At 37.6% G+C, this 24590-nt stretch carries 1 protein-coding gene; it reads right to left on the reverse strand.

Annotated elements, in window-relative coordinates; genetic code table 11:
* Positions 1–24462, reverse strand: coding sequence for a T9SS type B sorting domain-containing protein (locus BUE10_RS23890; protein ID WP_143187738.1), 24462 nt, complete (start codon positions 24460–24462; stop codon positions 1–3).
* Between the last annotated feature and the right edge of the window lie 128 nt (positions 24463–24590).

Consider the following 24590-nt stretch of genomic DNA (forward strand, 5'->3'; position numbering starts at 1 on the left):
TTATCTGTATAAAGTGAAATGTCCAACAAACTCTCTTGCATCATTCACGTCATTAAGTTTAAGAACATACCAGTAATCACCTGTTGGTAATTCCTCGCCATTGTATCTACCATCCCATTTTTGACCATAATGATATTTAGCAATCTGACGTCCGTATCTATCGAAGATCGCAAACTCTAGATTAGTGTAAATATTTGTACATCCAGGTCCCCAACCACTGTGAGTTCCGTTTGGTGTAAAGTAATTATCAAGACAAACATCAATGTAAGTCAATGGTATTGTAATTGTATCAATACATCCATTTTGATCTTTTACTTTAATTACATAATCTCTAGACTCATAATATTTAAATTTAGTATCAGATGTAAATGGACCTCCATCAAAACTGTATTCATAAGCAGGTCTTCCTCCAATTGCAGTTACAGAAACTATGTTCATTTCTTGTTGTCCTCCAGCTAATTGAATATGTAATTTATCAAATGCCTGAATTGTGAAACTTGCTGTTGGCTGGATACATCCGTTTGTATGTCTCGCGTAAATTACGTGAGTTCCAGGTAATACATCTTTAAATTCATTGCTTGGTAAATATGGCCCAGCTTGAACATCTAAAGAATAATCAACATCAGCAGGATCTACAGATGGATCTATAGTTACTGTCACTGTATTTGTTTCACAACCATAAACAACGTCTGCTATTGGATCGATGTCAACTGCCAATGGCACAAGAACTTCAATTTCAAAGTTACATCCATTTGCATCTTTAACGAAAGCAGTATGTTTACCTCCTGCAAGACCATCAAATGTATGTTGTGTACCTGTTACTGGGCTATAAGGACCTGCTAATACATCAAGACTTACTGTGTAAGGAGCTGTTCCTCCAGTGATATCAATTGTAAATTCTCCATTTAAGTCTCCTTTACATTGTTCTCCTAATATTGAGCCTGCTGTAACTATAAGCGGTGCCGCTGGCTGCGTGATTGTTATATCTGTCATTACATAACATCCGTTTTCATCTTGCGCAATTACAGTATACAATCCTGGAGCAAGTTTCTCAAACACACTGATTGTATCAAACTGATTTAAATCTGGTGAGATTGCGTATTTAATAACTCCTGTTCCTCCTGTTGCAGTTACTACAATTTTACCATTGTTTTCACCGAAACATGTAACATTCGTTGGCGTAAACTGAGCTTGTAAAGCAACTGGCGGCTCATTGATTGTAATTACAGCAGATGCATCATCACAATCTCCACTTTCTACTTTTACAATGTAATCTCCAATTACTAAGTCTTCGAAGATTCCAGTAGCCTGAGGACCTTGGATAATAGTTCCAGCAGTATTCTCTAATGTATAGATATAGTTTCCTAAACCTCCTTTAGCTTCTGCTACGATAACTCCTGTAGCTTCACCTGTACATTTTACAACTGCATTCGTAACATCAACATCAATGTTAAGCGGTTCTAGAGGATCAATTGTGATCTCATTTGAAACAAAACCAATACATCCTGCCGCATCTCTTACATAGTAGCTGTATTTACCAACAGCAACCGGGAATGTAACTGATGCATTGAATGAACCAATAGTTGTAGCAAAATTAGCATCAGTACTATAAGTGTAAGGTGCTGTTCCGCCCACTGCGCTTAATGTAAGTGTTGCCTGAGTTAAACATGTTTGTGAACTAGCTTCAACTAAAGTTGGAATAACTTCTGTTGGCTCATTGATCACAATGTTTGCTGAAGTTGCAGAACAACTAAATCCGTCAGTAACTGTAATACTATAAGTTCCAGCACCTAAACCAGTGAATATTGGGCTAAGCTGTGGTCCAGAACTAATAACTGGAGTTGCTGAAATAATATTTAATGTATACAGATAGTTACTTCCTTGTCCACCTGTTGGAGGATCTACTGTAATTATTGCTGTTTTATCTCCAAAACATGTTAGTGTTGTAGCACTTGCTGTTGCAGTAACCACGATTGGTGCCGGAACAACTAATACTTCTGTTGCTGTAGCGATACATCCAACATTATCTCTAACGTTAATTGTATAGTTACCTGCTGATAATCCTGACCATACGAATTGATCTGAATAGTCAACTAATGTTGTACCGTTCAATACCAATTGGTATTCGTATTTATTATCCCATCCACCTGCTGCTGAAGCAGTGATTTCTCCGTCATTATTTCCTGTTACACAAGTAATATCAGATTTCGCTGTTGTTACTGTAAGTGCAGCTGTTGGCTGTTCTATTGTGAACAATGTAGAAACTGTACAGAATGGGTTGTTTACTAGTGTTGCAACAACTGTGTATTGACCAGCAGTTAAGTTAGAAATTCTAACCGGACCTGCATTTGTTGTTGTTCCGTTACTTGGAACTGGTCCTGTAATTACATAGTTAAATGCACCTGCTTCATTTGTTGGGTTTAACTGATTATCTACAAAAGTTAAATCAACACTTCCTGTTGCAGTACCATAACAGATTTGTCCGTTAACTGGTGTTACATTTATATCGAAAGTATTAGGGTCATTAACATAATGTGCTTGTACAATTGAACATCCTGTTGCAAGGTTTGTAACGGTAATTAAATAATTTCCGATCGTTAATCCTGTGAATACTCCAGTTGTATTTGACTGATTGTATGTATTTCCATCAGTTCCGGCAACATTGTAATTCAATATCGCTGGTGTTCCTCCAATAGATGTTACCGTTACAGTAATATCTTCATTAGAAATACAAGTTACAGCGGTATTTACAGCAACATTTATTTGATCTAAACGAATGAAAGGATTTACTCTGATTATTCCTGTACTAGATCCCATACATCCTTTATCATCATAAACATTTACTGTATAGTCACCACCTGTGAAGTCTGACTCGCTGTAAGCATTTGATGGACCTCTTTGAACTACAACTCCACCTTTAATGAACTCATAGATTGTATAAACTCCAGAACCGCCAACAACGTTATTTACTGTAATAACTGCATAGTTTGAAACGTTTGTTCCAGTTGTACAATTGTATTGTGTGATAACTGGTGCGTTAACTGTAATTACGTTTGGTTCGCTGATTCTAATATCTTCAGAATCCACACAACCTCTTCCAGAAGTTACTGTTACCGTATAATCTCCAGCTTGAAGGTTATCAAAAATGTTTTGAGTTTGAGCTGGTCTGTTAACCGCTACTCCTAAAGCTGTAGTTCCTGTTAATGTATATGTATAAACCGGGTTATCGTTTACGCCTGGTGCACTTGCAGCTAAATTAGCTGTGATTGAACCATCTGAATTACCTCTACAAGAAACATTTGTTCCGTTTAAAGTAAATCCTGTAATAACTGTTGCCGGAGCAATTACAATTGTAACGTTAAAGTCACAAGTTGTCAATACGTCTCTTACTCTGATAACGTGTGTACCAGGAGCAACGTTGTTAAATACAGCCGGTGTAGTATTTACGATTACACCTCCGTCTAAAGTATATCTATAATTTGCTGTTCCTGAACCTCCTGTTGCAGTAGCAGTAATTACACCATTATTAAATGTACAACTTGGTAATGTTGTAACTATAGTCTCTAACTGTAAAGCTGGAGTGATAGTTACCGCAGCTGTTGCTGTTGCTGTACATCCGTTTGCATCTCTTACTGTTACATCATATGTTCCTGCAGCATTTACAGTAAATGTTGGGCTTGTTTGGAAGCCTGCTCCAATGCTGTATTCATAAGGTGCTACACCAGAACCAACAGTAACTGTAAATGTATATTCACCTGCTGCCGTAGGACATTGGCTTGTAACATTAGCTGTTATTGCACTTGGTAATGGATCTACCGCAATTGTTATTGGGATAAATGTTTCACAACCTTTAGAGTCTAATACGTATGCTGTCCAATTTAAGCTTACAGCTGGGTCTAAAACAGCATTATTACTGTTTGTATAATCTGCAGCTACTGGAGTTCCTGCGCCTGCAATGAAAGCATATTGATAATTTGGTGTTCCTCCTGCAGCTGTTACACTAACCTGAGCACCTGAATTACAATTAGCATTTACATTTGAAGCTACAGTCAATGTCAATACTGAAGGCTGACCAACAGTTACTGAAGCCGAAGCTGTACATCCTGTTGTTGTGTCTGTAACTTCTACTGTGTACGTACCGATTGGTAAGTTTGTCAGCGTTACTACTTTTCCAACTTGAGTTAGAGTTCCTGTAGTTGGTCCTCCAATTAAAGCAGCTGTATAAGCTCCGCCAAAATTGTCAACATCAAATTTCACTGATCCGTTTGAACCTCCATTACAGCTTACGTCATTTACTAACTGACCTGCTGCTGTAATGTTTACTAGCGGATCAACAGTGTAATAGATATCATCTTTACATCCGTTTGCATCAGTTACCTGGAATAAGTAAGTATCTGCTGTTAAGCCTGTAAAGATTCCGTTTGCTGCACCAGAAACATTTGTAACTGCACTAGCTGGAGAAAGAATCTCGTAGTGTAATGCACCAACACCATGTGAAACAGTTACAGTAACTGTACTTGTTGTGTTAGCAGCTGGTGTACACCAAATATCTGTTCCTGTTACAGAATCGATTACTGGAGCGTCTAGTGCCGGAATTGTAACACTTACCGGTACTGCAATGATACAATTATTAGCATCTTTTACTGAAGCTGTAACTGTTCCTGCATTATAAGTAGTGAATGTATTCGTTGCACTATAATTTATTCCGTTGAAACTGTATTGGTAAGGTGCTGTTCCTGTTCCTGCAGTTACATTGATTGTAACAACAGCTGGCTGCGTAGCATTACCTGTTCCACAAGTTAAACTTTGAGTTAATACCGCAGTTGCAGCAAGAGCAGCTGGTTCAGTAATTGTAGCTGTTACGCTTACTGAAGAACATTGTTTAGCATCACGCACTACAATATTGTAAGTTCCCGCAGTTAATCCTGTGAATATATTTGAAGCTTGGAAAGCTCCTCCATTGATACTGTACTCATATGGCACAACACCATTAGCAGCAGTAACAATGATACTTCCGTTATTTCCTCCTACACAGCTTACGTTTGTTTGCGTAAATGTTGCTGATGGAGTTGTTGTTGGTGTTACTATTACCGGAATAGAAACTGCCTGACATCCTTGACTGTCTGTTACTCTGAAAGTGTAAGTTCCAGCAGCTGTAGCCGTGTAAGGTGATGTTGCAGGGAAGTATCCTCCATTGTCAAAGTCAACTTCGAATCCTGTATAAGTAAGAGTACCCTGAGTTGCCAATAATGTGATAACAGCTGATCCCGCACAAGTTAAATCTTGTGTTAAAGTAGCTTGTAATAATAATTCCTGATTTAATGTATAAGGGCTTGAAACAATACATCCGTTACCATCTTTAATATAGAATACATAGTTTCCTGGTGCATTCAATACAAAGTTAGGGCTAGATTGGTATCCGTTACCAATGCTGTATGTTGGTGTGCCAACATAAGTTCCAGTGATTGTAATTGGCACCGGACCTCCTGTGTAACAATACAATCCAGCTGATGAATTGATTGTTGGCAATGCATCTGTAGCAATTGTTACATCAATTTTAGTTGTACATCCGTTAGCATCCATCGCATAAACATCCCATTGTGTATTTACAGTTGGATCTAATACAGCGTTTGCAACAGTATCATAATCTAAAACATTTGGAGTAACTCCGTCCTGAACGAACACATATTTGTAAACTGGAGTACCGCCAGAAGCAAGAACTTCAACTTTAGCACCGAAATTACAATTTGCATTTATGTTGCTTACTACGTTAAGACCTAGAGCTGTTGGCTGAGCCACAACTACTGAAGCAGTTGCTGTACATCCCGTAACTCCGTCAGTAATAAGAATTGTGTAAGTTCCCGGAACTAATCCTGTAACATTTACAGTATTTCCTGTTATAGCTAATGTACCAGTACCTGCAGTCAATACTGCTGTGTAAGTTCCTGTGTAATTTGCAACTGTAAATTTAACTGCTCCATTTGACTGTCCGTTACAAACAACATCACTTACTAATTGACCAGAAACTGTAATGTTAGTTACCGGATTAATAGTATATGATTCTTGGTAAGTACAACCGTTAGCATCAGTCACTTGGAATAAGTAAGTGTCTGGAGTTAATCCTGCAAATACCGCAGAAGTTTGTTTCGCTGCAACGATTGGAGAAAGAATCTCATATTGAAGCGTTCCTACACCGTTGATTACGTTACTAATTGTAACTGTACTTGTTGTACTAGCCGCTGGAGCACAATAAATTGGTGTTCCTGTAATATCCATATTTGTCGGCGCATTTAACGCTGGAATAGTGATAGTAACTGGCGTTGCGATAATACAGTTGTTAGCATCTTTTACATAAGCTGTAATTGTTCCTGCATTATAAGTAGTTAACGTATTTGTTGTACTATAATTTACTCCTCCGTTGAAGCTGTATTGGTAAGGCGCTGTTCCTGTTCCTGCAGTTACATTGATTGTAACAACTGCTGGTTGAGTTGAGTTACCTGTACCACAAGTTAATCCTTGTGTCAACGTAGCTGTTGCAGCAAGAGCTGTAGGCTCAGTAATTGTAGCTGTTACGCTTACTGAAGAACATTGTTTAGCATCACGAACAACAATGTTGTAAGTTCCCGCAGTTAATCCTGTGAATATATTTGAAGCCTGGAAAGCTCCTCCGTTGATACTGTACTGATATGGAACAACTCCATTTGCAGCAGTAACAATGATACTTCCGTTATTTCCTCCTATACAGCTCACATTTGTTTGTGTAAATGTTGCTGTTGGAGTTGTTGTTGGCGTAACTACTACCGGAATAGAAACTGCCTGACATCCTTGACTGTCTGTTACTCTGAAAGTATAAGTTCCAGCAGCTGTAGCCGTATAAGGTGATGTTGCAGCAGCATATGCACCTGCGTTAAAGGAAACTTCAAATCCTGTGTAAGAAAGAGTACCCTGAGTTGCCAATAATGTGATACTAGCTGATCCTGCGCAAGTTAAATCTTGTGTTAAAGTAGCTTTTAACAACAATTCCTGACGTAATGTATAAGGGCTTGAAACGATACAACCATTTCCATCTTTAATATAGAATACATAGTTTCCTGGCGCATTCAATACAAAGTTAGGGCTAGATTGGTATCCGTTACCAATGCTGTATGTTGGTGTACCAACATAAGTTCCTGTGATTGTAATTGGCACCGGACCTCCTGTGTAGCAGTATAATCCAGCTGATGGATTGATTGTTGGCAATGCATCTGTAGCAATTGTTACATCAAGTTTTACTGTACATCCGTTTGCATCCTTAGCATAAACATCCCATAGTGTATTTACTGTTGGTGCTAATACTGCATTTGCACTATTTGTGTAATCTCCAGCAACTGGTGTAACACCATCCTGAACAAATGCGTATGTATAATTTGGTGTTCCTCCGTTTGCTAAAACAGTCACTTTTGCACCGAAATTACAATTTGCATTTATGTTGCTTACTAAGTTAAGGTTTAGAACTGTTGGCTGAGCCACAACTACTGAAGCAGTTGCTGTACATCCTGTTGTTCCATCAACAACCTGAACTGTGTATGTTCCAGGAACTAATCCTGTCACGTTTACAGTATTTCCTGTTTGTGTTAATGTACCTGTTCCTGCTGTTAATGTTGCAGTATAAGAAGTTCCATAATTAGCAACAGTAAATCTAACTGCACCATTTGTATTTCCGTTACAAGTAACGTTACTTATTAATTGACCTGCAACTGTAATATTAGTTACCGGTAAAACAGTATATGATTCTTGGTAAGTACAACCATTAGCATCTGTCACTTGGAATAAGTAAGTGTTTGGTGTTAATCCTGCAAATACCGCAGAAGTTTGTTTCGCTGCAACAATTGGAGAAAGAATCTCATATTGAAGCGTTCCTACGCCATTAATTACATTACTAATTGTAACTGTACTTGTTGTATTTGCCGCTGGAGTACAATAAATTGGTGTTCCTGTAATATCCATATTTGTCGGCGCATTCAACGCTGGGATAGTGATAGTAACTGGCACTGCAATGATACAGTTGTTAGCATCTTTTACGTAAGCTGTAACTAATCCTGCATTATAAGTAGTCAACGTATTTGTTGTACTATAATTTGTTCCTCCGTTGAAACTGTATTGGTAAGGAGCTGTTCCTGTTCCTGCAGTTACATTGATTGTAACAACTGCTGGCTGCGTAGCGTTTCCTGTACCACAAGTTAATCCTTGCGTTAACACAGCTGTTGCAGCTAAAGCTGTCGGTTGAGTAATTGTAGCTGGTACGCTTACTGAAGAACATTGCTTAGCGTCACGAACAACGATGTTGTAAGTTCCAGCAATTAATCCTGTGAATATATTTGAAGCCTGGAAAGCTCCTCCGTTAATACTGTACTGATATGGAGTAATTCCATTTGCAGCAGTAACAGTAATACTTCCGTTATTTCCTCCTATACAGCTTACATTTGTTTGTGCTAATGTTGCTGTTGGAGTTGTTGTTGGCGTAACTACTACCGGAATAGATATTGCCTGACATCCTTGACTGTCTGTTACTCTGAAAGTATAAGTTCCAGCAGCAGTTGCAGTATAAGGTGATGTTGCAGCAACATATCCGCCTCCGTTAAAGTCAACTTCAAATCCTGTATAAGTAGTTGTTCCCTGAGTTGCCAATAATGTAATACTAGCTGATCCTGCACAAGTTAAATCTTGTGTTAAAGTAGCTTGTAATAATAATTGTTGATTTAATGTATATGGTGCCGAAACAATACAGCCATTACCATCTTTAATATAGAATGTGTAGTTTCCTGGCGCATTCAATACAAAGTTAGGACTAGCCTGATATCCGTTACCAATACTATAAGTTGGGGTACCAACATAAGTTCCTGTAATTGTAATTGCTACTGGACCTCCTGTGTAGCAGTATAATCCAACAGATGGGTTAATTGTTGGTAATGCATCTGTAGCAATTGTAACATCTAATTTAACTGTACATCCGTTTGCATCTTTTGCATAAACATCCCATAGTGTGTTTGTAGCCGGAGCTAATACAGCGCTTGCACTATTTGTATAATCTGCAGCTACTGGAGCAACACCATCTTGAACGAATGCATAAGTATAGTTTGGTGTTGCACCTGAAGCAATAACTTCAACTTTTGCACCAGAATTACAATTTGCATTTACATTACTAACTAAGTTAATGTTTAGAACTGTTGGCTGAGTCACAACTACTGAAGCAGTTGCTGTACATTGTGTAACATCGTCCGTAACTTCAAGAGTGTATGTTCCAGGAACTAATCCTGTAACGTCAACTGTATTACCTGCCTGTGCTACTGTACCTGTTCCTGCTGTTAATACTGCAGTATAAGTTCCTCCAAAGTTTGCAACTGTGAATTTAACGGCACCATTTCCTTGTCCGTTACAAATTACATTACTTACTAATTGACCTGCAACTGTAATATTAGTTACCGGATCAACCGTATATGATTTTTGATCTTTACATCCGTTAGCATCAGTTACTTCAAATAAGTAAGTATCCGGAGCTAATAATGTAAATATTCCGCTAGCTGCTCCTGAAACGTTTGATGTTGCACTAGCTGGTGATAAAATTGCGTAAGCTAAAGTACCAACACCATTTGTAGTGGTGATCGTAACTGTACTTGTAGTACTAGCCGCCGGAGCACAATAAATTGGTGTTCCAGTAATGTTTGTAATTGTTGGTGGATTTAACGCTGGAATATTAACTCCATTTGTTAAAGTAAATATACATCCTTTAGCATCTTTAACTAAAACATTGAATGTTGTTCCGGCAAAAGCTTCGTATGTATTTGTACTTGTATAAGTTACACCGTTATCAAAACTGTATAAGTATGGAGCGGTACCATCTGCAGCTGTTACAGTAACTAATGCTTTTGTTGGTACATTTCCTGCAGCACATGTCAATGCTGTCGTTAAAGCAGACGTTGCTGTTAATGCTGCTGGTTCTGTAATTGTGATTGGTGTACCTGGGTAAAGACAAGATTTAGAATCTCTTACTGTAATAGTATATGCAGTACCTGCAGCTAATCCTGTAAATACATTTGATGTTTGGAAAGCTCCGCCATCTAATTGATATTCATAAGGGCCAACTCCTGAAGTAACATTTACAGTAATTGTTCCATCTGCACCACCATTACAACTTACATGTGTTTCAACAGTAGTAAATACTGTAGGCTGAATAGGATCTAATGTTAAAGTAGTCGTAGCCTCACATGCCGTTGGCAATTTAGCATCATTTACTTTGAACATATAGTTTCCTAAAACACTAGTTGTTAGAACATTTGATGGCATTAATGTATATGAGAAACCAGCATCTGTAGAATAATAATAAGTGTATGCCGTGTTATAACCTCCTGTAGCTGTTAATGTAATTTGAGCATCTGGAGTTCCTGTACAATCTAATTCTTTTGTTAATGCTGCACTTAATTGTAACTGTGGTTTAACTTCGTAAGTTGTAGTTGCTGTACAACCATTACCATCTTTAATTACTAAAGTATAAGTACCTGAAGCATTAAACGTGAAACTTGGACTTGTTTGGAAAGTACTTCCGTTTACGCTATAAGTAGCTCCTCCAACTGCTGGATCAACTGTTCCAGAAATTGCAAATGTGAATGGATTACCGTCATAACAAATTCCAGCTGGTGCTGTAATTGTAGGATCAGCATCTTTATTTAATGTAATAGCTGCGAATTTGATACAGCCATAAGCATCTTTTGCGTAAGCAATGTAGTTTCCTGCATTTCTGTTAAATGTATTTACAGAAGCCCAACCTGCAGAAGCTGCTGTTGGTGCAGGATCTGTAGACAATAATAATTGATATGTATATGGACCCGTTCCGTCTTTTGCAACAGCTGTAATTATACCAGAGTTTGGATTACAGTTTGCATTTTTAGTAACTGAAGCCGTAACTGATAAATCAATAGCAGATTCAGTAATGTTAAACGTATTACTAGCAACACTACATCCTGCATTAGTTCCACCTGCAGTTTCTTTAATTACAACAACGTAATTTCCAAAACCTAATGCACCAATGTTGTTAATTGGAAGTGAACCATTAGCAGGCACTGTACCTGTTCCGGTAACACCTGTAGTAACCATAGTGAAAGAATTGAATATCTCATAACTAATCGGCGTTGGTGTTGGATATGTACTATTTACTGTCAATGAAACATTTCCATTATTGCTTCCTTTACAAGTAACATTGTTAGCTGTTAATCCAGTTACAGTTAAAGTAGAGTTAGTTGGAATAGGGAATTGAGCTGTTTCATAGTAGTAACAACCTGTTCCTGCATCATGTACGATGAAAGTATATTTAACTCCTGGTAATAAGTTTGGTATGCTTGTTTTTTTACTTCCTGGGTTTACTCCTGCAGGAACTCCTAAAACGTCTTCATCATACCATGGTAAAGTAGTTGGAGAAGTATAAGTCATTCCAGGACCTGTGTAAACAGCAAAGTGGAATGGCCCATTACCTGTAATATTAGTAGATGCAGCACCAATAGCTACAACTGCTGAACCTAATGAAGAACAATCAGCTGGCGGAGGTGTTACTGTAATATCAAGATCATTTGGCGGTGAAGCAACAAATATATTTTGCTCAATATTAGTACAGCCATTTGCATCAGTAACTACAATTTGGTATAAACCAAAGTCAACTACTTCGAAAACAACTAAAGCACCTGTTTGATTTGTAATTTGTTTATTATAACCATTTACTCCGGTTACATGATAAATGTAGTTTGGAGTTCCTCCCGTAACAGAAGTAATTGTAATAGCTCCTAAAGAAACACCTAATGCGCCACAAGTAATAGGAGTAATTGTTCTGTTTACTACGATTGGTGTTGGCTGTGCAATGTTAATATTGTCCGTATCTGTACAACCTTTTGCATCAGTTACAGTAATTAAGTAATTACCAGCAGCTAGGCCAGATGTTTGTGAACCGTAATTAACTCCTGTCGTTGTATTTAATACCGTATATACAAATGGTGCCTGACCTTTTGTATTATCAATTGTAATAGCGATTGCTGCAGTAGCATCACCATTACAGTTTATACTTTGAGTTTGTGTAACTCCTGTAATTTCAGGTAACACCGGTGTAGTAACGATAACTGCAGCAGATGTAGCTGTACATCCTCTAGAATCAGTTACAGTGAAAGTATATGATCCTGCTGTGTTTGTAGTAAATACATTTCCGGCAAATGTTCCTATGTTAGGAGAAGCTGTGTAAGTGAATGGTCCGCTTCCTCCTGCTGGTGTCAAAGTAATTTGAGCATCAGTTGGAACTGAACATGTAATGTCTTTATCTAATGCAGCATTTAATGTTAATGCATTATTTACTAAAACAACATTACTATCTGCTGTACATCCGTTACCATCTTTAATTCTGATAGTATAACTTCCCGGTGTAGTAACAACAAATGTGTTACCTGCCTGATATGAAGCTCCTCCATTGATACTGTAGCTCAATGGTGCTACTAGTCCAGCTCCTGGAGTTGCTGTAATAGTATAGCTTCCTACACCAAAACATTGACCCGCTGCAGAAGCTGTAACCGTTGGAACAACATCTTTAGCAATGGTAATATCTAATTTAAATGTACATCCGTTTGCGTCTATAACATGAACGTCCCAGTTTAAGTTTACAGCTGGGTCTAAGTTTGCTTTGTTATTGTTTGAATAAACTCCTACCGCAGCACCATCCTGAACAAATGAATATCTGTATATAGGCGTTCCTCCAGTTGCAGTAACAGTTACTGCTGAAGTACTAACAAAACAGTTAGCATTTACCGCAGCATAAGTTGCAGCTAAAGCAGCAGCCGGTTGATTAATAGTAATCGAAGCATTAGCTGTACAACCTGTTACCTCATCTGTAATAACAATTGCATAAGTATTCGCAGTTAAATTTGGTAAAGTTACAGTTCCAGTATTAACTCCTGTTACTGCTGTACCTCCATTAACTGTATAAGAATATGTAGAACCGAAACCTGCAACAGTTAATCTTATAGATCCTGTATTTCCTCCGTTACATAATACATCACTTAATTTACTAGCTAAAACAGTAATTGGAGTTACCGGATTAACTGTATATGATTCTGTATAATAACATCCGTTAGCATCGGTAACTTTAAACATATAAGTACCTGGTGCAAGATTTGCAAAAGCATTAGATGTTTGTTTAGGAATGATAACCGGAGATGGAGCAATTGTTTCGTATTGTAAAGCTCCAACTCCGTTTACTGCTGTTAAAGTAACAGTAGTTGTTGTAACCGTACAAGTAACTGCCGGAGCAGCAAATGTTAAATCTGTTGGAGAGTTTAATCTCAATAAAGTTCCTGAACCTGTTACCGGACAACCTTTTGCATCTCTTACTGCGTAAGTATAAGCTTGGTTCGTTCCGTTATCATTTAATGTTAATACATTATTTGAGCTGTATCCGCTTCCGTTGAAACTATATTCGTAAGGAGCAGTTCCTGTTCCTGCTGTAACATTAATTGTAACTGTTCCTGCTACTTTAGCATTTGAAGTATTACATGAGAACGGAACTTCAACTACTGTAGCAACTAATGTTAAAGGCTGAGTGATTGTAACTGCTACTGATCCTGTACAGTTTTTACTGTCTCTTACATAGAAAGTATAAGAACCTGCAGCTAATCCTGTAAATACTGGATTTGCAGCAAATGGTCCTGCAATATTGTTGCTATATGTAAATCCGCCTGATCCTCCAGCACCTGTTAAAGTAACTGAACCGTTTGCAGTGCCATTACAGCTTGCATTTACCTGAACAGCTGTAACTGTTGGGTTTGTAATAGGAGCAACTGTAACAACTGCAGTTCTTGTACAGCTGTTAGAATCTGTAATTACAAATGTATAAGTATCTGCGTTTGCAGGTGTTACTGTATATGTAAATGTTGGTCCCGTAATAGGTGCGCTTGCTGCACTTGGAGCACCAGCACCTTTTTGTACTGTGTAAGTATATGTAGATCTACCGCCGCCAATTGTAACTGTAATTGTTGCATTTGGAGTAGCTGTACAATCTAGTTCTTTTGTAACTGTACCAGCAGCTGTTAATTGCGGATAAACTACTGTTGCAGCCGGAGCCGCAGCAATACATCCGTTTTTATCTTTTACATAAACTGTATAAGTTCCAGCAGCTACTGAAAAAGTATTACTTGTTTGGAACGCTCCAGTTGGACCGGCAATTCCATAAGTTAATGGTGCTAAACCTGTAGCAGTTGCAGTAATAGTGAATCCGCTTCCAGAAGCTGTACATTGATTATTAACGGTTACGTTAGTGATGACTGGCATTACATCCAAAATAACTGTAACTGTAGACTTAGCTGTACAACCATTTGCGTCTTTCACATAAACATCCCAAACTAAATCAGCTCCAGAGTTAGTATCTACTGTTAAAACAGCACTATTTCCGTAAGTTGATGTTGGAACTGTTGACGGGCTTTTCGCGAAAGCGTAAGTATAATTTGGAGTACCGCCTGTAGCAGTAACCGTAATTTGTGAATTATCATTATTACAATTAACATTAGTTCCTACTGCTGTAGTAATTGCTAAAGCAGCCGCTGGCTGACCAATAACAATACTTGCAGAGTTAGTACATCCTGTTGCAGTATCTGTTACCTGAACAGTATAAGTTCCTGCAGCAACATTTGATAATGTTAATGTATCTCCAGATTTTGTTAATGTTCCTGATCCTAAAGTTCCTGCTGTTAAAGTAAATGTATAAGCACCTGGTGTAGCATTTCCAGAAACTGTGTAAGTTCCAGATCCTGTTGAACCACCTCTACATAAAACATCGCTTGTTTTGTTACCTGTAATTGCAATTGGAGTAACCGGATTTACAATGTAAGGTTCTGTATAATAACATCCGTTTGCATCTGTAACTCTGAAAGTATAAGATCCAGGTGCAAGGTTTGCAAAAGCATTAGATGTTTGTTTAGCAATGATTACTGTTGATGGAGCAATTGTTTCATATTGTAAAGTTCCAACTCCGTTTACTGCCGTTAAAGTAACAGTGGTGGTTGTAGCAGTACAAGTAACCGCTGGTGAAGCAAAAGTTAAATCTGTTGGAGGGTTTAGTCTCAATAAAGTTCCTGAACCTGTTACCGGACATCCTTTTGCATCTCTAACTGAGTAAGTGTATGGCTGATTAGCCCCATTATCATTTAATGTTAATACATTATTTGAGCTGTATCCGCTTCCGTTAAAGCTGTATTCGTAAGGAGCTGTTCCTGTTCCTGCAGTAACATTAATTGTAACTGTTCCTGCTACTTTAGCATTTGAAGTGTTACATGTAAATGGAACTACTGCAACTGTTGCTGCTAATGTTATAGGCTGAGTAATTGTAACCGCTACTGATCCAGAACAGTTTTTGCTATCTTTTACGTAGAAAGTATAAGAACCTGCAGCCAATCCTGTAAATACCGGATTAGTTGTAAATCCTGTTGTTGGATTATTACTGTATGTGAAACTACCTGATCCTCCAGCACCTGTTAAAGTAACTGAACCATCTGCAGCGCCGTTACAGCTTGCATTTGTTTGAACAGCCGTAACTGTTGGGTTTGCAATTGGAGCAACTGTAACAACTGCTGTTCTTGTACAGCTGTTAGAATCTGTAATTACAAATGTATAAGTATCTGCATTTGCAGGTGTTACTGTATAAGTAAATGTTGGTCCTGTAATAGGTGCGCTTGCTGCACTTGGTGTACCAGCACCTTTTTGTACGGTATAAGTATAAGTAGATCTACCACCGCCAATTGTAACTGTAATTGTTGCGTTTGGAGTAACTGTACAATCTAGTTCTTTTGTAACTGTACCTGCAGCTGTTAATTGTGGGTAAACCACTGTTGCAGCCGGAGCCGCAGCAATACAGCCGTTTTTATCTTTTACACTTACTGTGTAAGTTCCCGCAGCAACTGTAAATGCATTTGATGTTTGGAAAGATGTTCCATCAATACTGTATGTCAACGGTGCTAAACCTGTAGCAGTTGCAGTAATAGTGAATCCACTTCCAGAAGCTGTACATTGATTGTTAACCGTTACGTTAGTGATGGCTGGCATTCCATCCAAAATAACTGTAGCTGTTGATTTAGCAATACAGCCATTTGCATCTTTCACGTAAACATCCCAAACTAAATCAGCTCCAGAATTAGTATCTACTGTTAAAATATTACTAGCGCCATAAGCCGATGATGGTACTGTTGATGGGCTTTTCGCGAAAGCGTATGTATAATTTGGAGTACCGCCTGTAGCAGTAACTGTAATTTGTGAATTATCGTTATTACAATTTACGTTTGTAGCAACCGCAGTAGTAATAGCTAAAGCAGCCGCTGGCTGGCCAATAACAATACTTGCAGAATTAGTACATCCTGTTGCAGTATCTGTTACCTGAACAGTATAAGTACCTGCTGCAACATTTGATAATGTTAATGTATTTCCTGATTGTGTTAATGTTCCTGATCCTAAAGTTCCTGCTGTTAAAGTAAATGTATAAGCACCTACTGTAGCATTACCAGAAACTGTATAAGTTCCAGATCCTGTTGAACCTCCTCTACATAAAACATCGCTTGTTTTGTTACCTGTAATTGCAATTGGAGTAACCGGATTTACAATGTAAGGCTCTGTATAATAACATCCGTTTGCATCTGTAACCCTGAATGTATAAGATCCAGGTGCAAGATTTGTGAATGCATTTGATGTTTGTTTTGCTCTAATTACTGTCGATGGAGCAATCGTTTCATATTGTAAAGCTCCAACTCCATTTATTGCTGTTAATGTAACAGTAGTACTTGTAGCTGTACAAGTAACTGCTGGTGAAGCAAAAGTTAAATCTGTTGGAGGGTTTAGTCTCAATAAAGTTCCTGAACCTGTTACCGGACATCCTTTTGCATCTCTTACTGAGTAAGTATATGGCTGATCAGCTCCGTTATCATTTAAAGTTAATACATTATTTGAGCTGTATCCGCTTCCGTTGAAGCTGTATTCATAAGGAGCAGTTCCTGTTCCTGCAGTTACATTGATAGTAACAGTTCCTGCTACTTTCGCATTAGAAGTGTTACATGTAAATCCTACAACGGCAACTGTTGCTGCTAAAGTACTTGGCTGCGTAATTGTAACCGCTACTGATCCTGTACAACCTTTACTGTCTTTTACATAAAAAGTGTAAGAACCTGCAGCTAATCCATTAAATACCGGATTAGTAGTAAATCCTGTTGTTGCGTTATTGCTGTATGTGAATCCGCCCGATCCTCCAGCACCTGTTAAAGTAACTGAACCATCTGCAGCACCATTACAGCTTGAGTTTGTCTGAGCAGCTGTAACTGTTGGGTTCGAAATTGGGTCTACTGTAGTTACTGCTGTGGCCTGACATCCATTAGCATCTGTAATTACAAATGTATAAGTATCAGCATTTCCAGGAGTAACCGAGTAAGTAAATGTTGTTCCGGCAATAGAAGCACTTGGTGCACTTGGAGTACCTGAACCTTTTCTAACTGTATATGTAAATGGAGATCTTCCTCCGCCAATTGTAACTGTAATAGTTGCGTTTGGAGTAACTGTACAATCTAATTCTTTTGTAACAGAACCTACACCTGTTAACTGTGGATAAATAACTAATGCCGCAGCTGTTGCAGCTGTACATCCGTTTCTATCTTTTACCGTTACGGTATAAGTTCCTGCAGGTACGCTAAAAATATTTGAAGTTTGGAAAGAAGTTCCGTCAATACTATATGTCAACGGAGCTAAACCAGTTCCAGTTGCAGTAATAGTAAATGAATTTCCTGAACCTGTACATTGGTTGTTGTTTGTTGCCGTTACGCTTGGTAAATTATCCGTAACAACAGTAACTGTATTTTTTGTTGTACAGCCATTTGCGTCTTTCACATAAACATCCCAAACTAAATCAGCTCCAGAATTAGTATCTACTGTTAAAACAGCACTATTGCCATAAGTCGATGATGGTACTGTTGATGGGCTTTTCGCGAAAGCGTAAGTATAATTTGGTGTACCACCTGCAGCCGTAACTGTAATTTGTGAATTATCATTATTACAATTTACATTAGTAGCTGTTGCTGTAAATGTCAATGCATTTGCAGGCTCAGTAATAATAATACTTGCTGTATTTGTACAACCTGTTGCATTATCTCTAACCTGTACAGAATATGTTCCTGCAGCAACGTTTGATAATGTTAATGTATTTCCTGATTTTGTTATAGAGGCTGCAGCGGCAGCAGGTGTTACTGTATAAGTATAAGCACCAACTGTTGCATTACCAGATACTGTAAAAGTTCCTGAACCTGTTGCACCACCTTTACAAAGAGCATCATTTGTTTTGTTACCAGCTACTGAAATTGGACTTACAGCATTGATAATATATGGTTCTTCATAATAACATCCGTTAGCATCAGTAACTTTAAAGTTATAAGTTCCTGCTGCTAATCCAGCAAATACTCCTGTAGTATTTGTTGCCACAGATGCTGCTGGTGACGTAATTGCATAAGTTAAAGTACCTACTCCATTTGTCGCAGTCGCAGTAACTGTTGTTGTAGTTGCTGTACAAGTAACTGCAGCATTACTAAATGCTAAATCTGTTGGAGGATTTAATCTGTTAATTGTAACTGTTTGAACTGGAGTTTTACAACCTTGAGCATCACTAACTACATAAGAAATAGTTTGGTTTGTTCCATTATCTGTAACAGATAATGTACGTGTGTTTGTAAAAGTTGTTCCTCCGTCAAAACTATATTGATAAGGAGCTGTACCAGTTGTTGGAACAGCAATTGTTACAGTAGCTGCTTGTTTTACATTTGAAGCATTACATGAAAATGCTGTTGCACTTGCAGTAGCTGTTAATGTTGTTGGCTGTGTAATAGTAATATTTCCTACCGCAGATTTACAACCTTTACTATCCATTACCTGGAATGTGTAAGTTCCTGCAGCTAATCCTGTATAATCTGATTGAGCAATAAATGTTGCACTTCCGTTGAAGCTGTAAGTATAACCTCCTGATCCGCCTGCTCCAACTAATTGAATAGAACCTGTTGAAGCTCCATTACATGTAGCATCTACTTTAGTAGCAGTAACTGTTGGATTTGAAATTGGGTTAACAACTGCAGTCGTAGTTGTAATACAGCCTTTTGAGTCTGTAATTTGGAACGTATAAGTATTTGCAGTTGTTGCTGTGTATACAAATGAAGTACCAGTTACATTATTACTAGAACCAAAAGTTCCAGAACCTATTCTAACTCTGTATGTAAATGCACTTGTACCACCAGTAATAGAAACTGTGATAGTAGCATTTGGAGATGTAGTACAATCTAAAGTTTTAGAGATTGTTGCACTTCCTTCTAATGCAGGTGCAATTACAATATTACTAACAGTAGCTGTACAGTTATTACTGTCCGTTACAACAACATTATGTGTACCAGGACCTACATTTGTAAACGTATTCGAAGTTTGTGCAGCTCCGCCGTCTAAACTATAAGTTAAAGTTCCTGTTCCTGTAGCCGTTACTACAAGTGTTGCTTGATTAGTAGAATCATAACATAAATCTGAACTCGCAGCTAATGAAGCTGTTGGAGCTGTTGGATTATTAATATTTACAGTAGCTGAAGCTGGAGAAGTACAAGCGTTTGCATCTCTAACCACTATTCTATATGTTCCTGAAGCAACGTTTGTAAATATATTCGAAGTTTGGAATGGTACTACAACTGTAGTTCCATTAGATTGTCTTAACTCATATTGGTAAGCCGGTGTTCCTCCTGTTACTGTTGCAGTAATAGATGCGCCAGTTGTACAAGTAGGCTGAGCCGTAACCTGAGCTGTAACTGCTAATGCTGCTGGTGCAGTAATAGGCTGCGAAAATGGGAAAGTACAAGTCGATGCACTATTATTGAAACGAACTCGAATTGAATAAGTTTGGCTTGTTAAACCTGTTACAGTTACAGGAGATACTTTAGAGTTTACCCAAGTAGTTCCATTATTCATAGAATAATCGAATCCGTATGGCAGATTAAAGTTTTCTGCTGCTAATGTAATTTCTCCATTATTTCCTCCGTTACAAGTAACATTTTTAACTCCAGTTATAGAAGCAGTAAATGCTTTATTACTGTCGATTACAATAGGGAAATCTTTTTGAGTAATACATGATTTTGGTATTTGACGTACCCAGATATCATCAATAACTAAGTCATTACCGCCATATTCAGTACTTCCTGAACGAATTCTAAAAGTAAGGTTTGTGTTGTTTCCAGGGTTTAATGAGATGTTTATCGGAACCCATTTTGTTCTGTTAGCATCATTTGCTGCTTCAGCAATTTTACCCGTATCTTCAGTAGCAACAACATTACCTGAACCATCTACCAATTCAAATCTTACAATTGGAGCTGCTCCGGTTACACCTGTATTTAATAAGTTACCCACATATAAAGAAACCATTACAGGCTGATTTGGGATAACATCAATAATTGGTTTGCTGTATAAAACTCCGTAAGGTCCAGCTGCACCACCAATATTTACTAATAAATATCTTCCGTTTGCATCTGTACCATTTGTTGTATGGTCTTTAAAGTGGTACCAAGCTGTATCACCTCTCCAGAAAAAACTTGTTACTGAATATTGGTTGTCTTCAACTGAACGAGTTGGAGTTCCGTTTAAAGAGCAAGTATATGGAGGGTTAACTCTTTGGTCATTGAAACAGTAAGCTGATGCAATACCAGGAGTTGTTGTAGTTCCTCCAGAACCAAAATCTTCTTGTAATAAATTACTATAAGTTGGTACAGAAATTAAGTTATATTTTACACTTACCGTGTGAGATCCTGATGGAACGTTTACAAAAACGTTCGGAGGAGTATTTGTATTTAAAACATTATCTAAATAATATTCATAGCTATAATTTGCTCCGCCGCCATTTGTTACTGTTACAGTACTTGTTGCAGTTCCGTTACAATTAAATACCGGAGGTGCAACAGAAATTGTAGGGTCTGCTGGTTTTGGATCTAAAACAACACCAGGCATTGCAAACGTACAGCCTTTTGAATCTCTAACATAAAGTGTATAAGTTCCTGGTGCTACGTAAGCTTCATTTGAAGTTCCGTAAGTTGTACCTCCATCAAAACTATAAGTATAAGGAGGGGTTCCGCCTTGAGGGTTTGTAATACGTACTTTACCGAAACCATTACCAGAAGGGTCACAACCTGCTAATTCAGAAACACCCGCAGAAGCACTTAATGCATTTGCAGGAGCTGTAATTGTGATAGTGGTAGCTGGATCAGTACATGTAGTTCCTGATAAAGTATATCTAACTACAACATTATAAGTTCCACCTGTTAAATTAGAGAAAACAGGAGTACTGCTAAATGTCGCACCATTATCAATACTATATTGTAAAGTGTATCCGTTTGCGTTTGTAACATTGATATTAATTTGAGCTGTACCGCCGTTACAATTGATTTCTGTATTTGTTATTGTATAAACCGGTTTAGGATTTCCTGTAACAGAAATAGACGTTGTCGCAGTACAGTTATTTGAATCAACTAACTGAATATTATATGTTCCAGCTGTTGTAAAAATAATTTCATTTGAAGTAAGGAAAGTGGTAGATCCATTTACAAAATAATAATATGGAGCCGTTCCACCAGAACCTGTTAAAGTAATTTTACCATCGCTGCACGCTGTAAGTGGAGTTGTTAAAGCCGCTGTTACAGTTAAAGGAGCTGCAATATTGTTTATAGCAATAACACTTGACACATTACAAGTTGGAGCTGGTGTACCGCCAATTGGCGCATTTGTAACTCTTACTCTGTAAGTAGTTCCCGGATTTAAATTAGCAAAAGTATAATCTGAAGCGGCAATAGGCCCAACACTGTTTACAAGAACATTTGTCGCATTATTATATAAGTAATAATAATATTGCGGGTCAATATTAAGGGCTCCAACTTTTATACTTCCTTTATCTCCGTAACAAGTTGGCTGCGTAACAACTGTACTAATCTGTAAGTCTCTGCTTCTAATTAGAATATTTGGAACAGTAAAAATACATGGGTTTGTTGTTACACCAATCTGTCTAATGTGAACGGTATATGAGTTTGGATTCGTAATATTAAATGTATTACTGGTCTGATATGCTCCAATAGTTCCGTTAGGATCTGTACTAATAGCATATTCGTAACCAGCTGGAACTCCACCAATTGTAATACTACCCGGAACACCACAAATAATATCCTTATGCGTTTCTGTTGGAGTTAACAAATTCGTATAAACATTAAAATAGAAACGGTTGAAACATAAACCTGCATAATTTAATGTTACACGAAATTGTCCTGCCTGATTTGCTGTATAATTCTGACCGCTTCCTACACTTGTCCAACTATTTTTACAGCCTTCACTTTCATTAGCACAATTTTGGTTTGTAACAGGAACACAAGTTCCTCCTTCGTTTAATTTCTCCCAAACTATACTAGTTGCATCAGAAATGCTTGTAGTAATTTGTCTTACAGCATTTGAACCGCACAAGAAAATATTTGGTAATTTTTTTCCATCATTCGGACAAGTTACTACCTGATCTGCAAATGGTATAACCGGATTTTCAGTTGTGGTTCCAAATCTTGTTACAACAAATGACTGATAGATTGATCTACAAGGTGCAGCTGCCAAATTATAAACATAATAAGTACCTGGATCTTTTACAACTAATGTTTGTCCTTTACCTATTTGAATTGTTCTGGCTTCATCACTATACCAAGTATAATCTGAATAACCATTTGCAGCTGTCAAAGTAATGTTATCACCACAAAGTGTAACATTTGTAGTGTATTTACAACCATCTACTCCAACTAAAAAGTTTGTAGCTTTTGGAACTAAAATACATCCCGTATTTGTGTTAACACTCGGGTCATCAGAAATTATAAAGCTAGTGTTTTGCTGTCCTTTGTATGTAGCATAAGCAGAGTTGTCAATACTATTCGAACAAGCCTCACTTAAACTTTGACAATCAGGAACAACCTGAACCTTAAAGCTGATAATTTTTTCTGGATCACCAACTTTAACGATGTTACTGTTTACAGAAAAAACAATATTTCTTGTCGCAGCGTTATAACTTTGTACCGTTACACCTGCTGGTAACGAAACAATATCTGCCGGATAATTGAAAATAATATTAATAGGCAGCTGATCTCGAATTGTAAACTCAGTCGCATTATCATTACCCGTATTTCTAAAACCAATTTCGTAGTTTAACTGCTGGCCTAAAGTAACGTTTTGACCTCCAATATTTGCTCCCAAATTGTTTTTTACAATTTTAGTTAAAACAATTTTAGGCTCAATAATTTCAACATTAAAAGCATTGAAGAAAAGTCCATAACCATCACCTCCAGTACTCAGTTTTAATTGTGCCGAAGTATCGTTGTTTTTTATAACACTACCTCCAGGGAAAGCAGTAGTCGCCGGATTGGGCACATTTAAAATCCCTGCTTCGAAACCAAGTGTATTACCACTGTTTGGTGTTCTGGTTGTATAAGGCCCGTTAGTGTCATTAAATGTACTGTTAAAGAAGTTATTAACCAGACGTTCTGCAGTAAATATGTCTGTATTATTTATTGAATATTTATCTCCAGTAAGGTTAACATCTCCCTCTAAAGCCGCAAAAGCTAATTTTGCTTTTACAACTCCTGTTGGAATAGTTTTGAAACCAGAAATATCATAAGTTACTGGCCCGCTGGATGCTTGTATCCAACGAAGACCATCAAAAGATGTAATATATTTTGCAGATGATTTTGGATCTTCATATACTACAAATAAATTCCAGCCTGCTGCAAAACCACCATTTATACCACCTCTTCCTGAAATAATATTTGCTGCAGTATAAACTCCCTCAGGATTTGTTAAACCTTGAACCAATGACGTTAGGTCATAGTAATAGGCATACGGCATCTGGTCGCCATTTGATGTTGCTGGATAGTAATCATAAATTAATGATCCTGTAATATTAGTATACGCTGTTTGAGTTGGAAGTTTAATCTTAATTGAACCCAGATTAGCACGATTTACAGTCCCATTATTTACAGAACCTTGACTGTAAACACCAGCCCAATAAAGTCCAGCGTAAACAATTTTGTAACATTCTCTACTACTCTGTGGAATAGCTAAAGTAGCTGAACTCGAACTAAACGTGGTATTATCACTATCGACATCAATATATTGCATATTAAGGTCGTTATTGTTCTGGTTCGTTGCGTTGAAGGCATTGTTAGGCCGTTCACCGTTACTATTGTTATCTCTATTCAAAATATTATTACCTATCAAAAGCATATCACCTTTTAAACTCTCGTCAAAACGAGGAGTGAAATCCTTTTGAGAGAACATAATAAAACTCTGTATAAAAAATAATACAGTTAAAACTAATTTTAAAGTAGTAGGTTTCTTCATGTTACTATGGTTTCAGTTTAACTATTGTTCTTTGAAGGGGCATTCAAAGAACAACATTCAATCTTAATTTAAATTTATGTTTTTACTTTCCTTCTTTTTTCAAAGAAGCCGCCGTCTATATCCTATTA

Origin of the sequence: Flavobacterium sp. CF108 (assembly GCF_900129795.1) — a bacterium.
Classification (GTDB): domain Bacteria; phylum Bacteroidota; class Bacteroidia; order Flavobacteriales; family Flavobacteriaceae; genus Flavobacterium.